The organism is Micromonospora sp. AMSO1212t (assembly GCF_008868145.1).
In the GTDB taxonomy this organism is placed as follows: domain Bacteria; phylum Actinomycetota; class Actinomycetes; order Mycobacteriales; family Micromonosporaceae; genus Micromonospora; species Micromonospora tulbaghiae.
On record NZ_WBKS01000252.1, the window covers coordinates 1 to 1,244 of the forward strand.

Consider the following 1,244-nt stretch of genomic DNA (forward strand, 5'->3'; position numbering starts at 1 on the left):
CCACCCGCGCGCCCGACCCCGCCGGTTCCCACGCACGCGGTGTCCCGACCGGGCACCGTCAGCCACGGAGAAGAGGTCTGAACCCATGCGAGACGAGGTCCGCACCTTCGTCGTCGAACAGCTCGCCGACATGAACTACGACGTGGAGGAGCTCGACGACGACACCACGCTCGGCCCCTCCGGCGTCGACCTGGAGTCGCTGGCCCTGGCCGACCTCGCGGTCCGCGTCGAGGACCGCTACGGCCTGAAGTTCGCCGACGACGAGTCGGAGAAGCTGGCGCTGATGACGGTCGGCGAGTTCACCACGATGGTCACCGACCGGGTGGCCGCGAACAGCGACAAGTCCTGATGTCCGGTCAGCCCGACCTGGGGCGAGCTGACCTGGTGAGCATGCTCGCCGAACTGACCGCGAGCCCCGCCGACCAGGTGCCGGACCGGCTCGGCTCGATGGAGCTGGCCTGGCTGGTACACATGGTCGAGCAGCGCTACGACACCCGGCTGGACCTGAGCGACGACCAGCTCGCCGGCGTCCGCACCGTCGACGACGCGCTCGCCGTGTTCCGTGGCTCTCTCACCGCTCCCGCAGATGGCTGAGCGGGAGACCGTACGGATCACCGGCACGTACGCGCTCAGCGCCCTCGGCAGGGGCGCCGACGCGCTGCTGGCCGGGGTGCTCACCGGCACCCCGGCGTTCGCGCCGGTGCGCCGTTTCGACACCACGGGCCGCCGGGTGACGGTGGCGGCCACAGCGCCGGACGTCGGCACGCTCGCCGGCGAGCTGGCCGACGCGATCGACACCGCCGCCCGGGCCGCCGGACTGGACCGGGCCGGGCGGGCGGAGTCGGCCCTGTTCCTGGCCACCCACGGCGGGCCGTACTCGCTGCCCGTACCTCAGGGGTGCAACGAGCCGACGGTGCCGGCGCTCGCCGGGCACCTGGCCGCGCGGTGCGGCCTCGGCGGGCGTACCCGGATCTACACCACCGCCTGCGTGTCGGCGAGCAGCGCGGTCGCCGACGCGGCGGCGCTGATCCGCCGGGGCGACCTGGAACGGGTCGTGGTCGCGGCCGGTTACCTGGTCGAACCGGACCAGTACGCGCTGTTCGACGCCGGCCGGGCGCTCGCCGCCGACGGCGCGGTACGCCCGTTCAGCGCCGGCCGCAAGGGCCTGCTGCTGGGCGACGGGGTGGCCGCCGTGGTGCTGGAGTCGGCGGGCGCGGCCGCCCGGCGGGGCGCCGAGACGCTCG

3 protein-coding genes are annotated in these 1,244 nt (G+C 74.4%); all 3 read left to right on the forward strand.

Translation table 11 applies throughout. The annotated features are described in order from the left end of the window. Positions 1-85 precede the first annotated feature (85 nt). Positions 86-349 (forward strand): acyl carrier protein, encoded by a 264-nt coding sequence (locus F8279_RS29660; protein WP_091417749.1) that lies wholly within the window; start codon positions 86-88, stop codon positions 347-349. Continuing rightward, positions 349-594, forward strand: a complete 246-nt coding sequence (locus F8279_RS29665; protein ID WP_091417755.1) for a hypothetical protein — start codon at positions 349-351, stop codon at positions 592-594. Before F8279_RS29660 ends, F8279_RS29665 begins: the two co-directional genes overlap by 1 nt. Further along, a partial coding sequence (locus tag F8279_RS29670) for a beta-ketoacyl synthase N-terminal-like domain-containing protein (RefSeq protein WP_305069415.1) occupies positions 587-1,244 on the forward strand: 658 nt, incomplete at its 3' end. The genes F8279_RS29665 and F8279_RS29670, both read left to right, overlap by 8 nt.

What these genes read in the sequence shown, in the direction of transcription:
- F8279_RS29665 (WP_091417755.1), top strand. Translation starts at nt 349, where the DNA reads ATGTCCGGTCAGCCCGACCTGGGGCGAGCTGACCTGGTGAGCATGCTC.
- F8279_RS29660 (WP_091417749.1), top strand. Translation starts at nt 86, where the DNA reads ATGCGAGACGAGGTCCGCACCTTCGTCGTCGAACAGCTCGCCGACATG.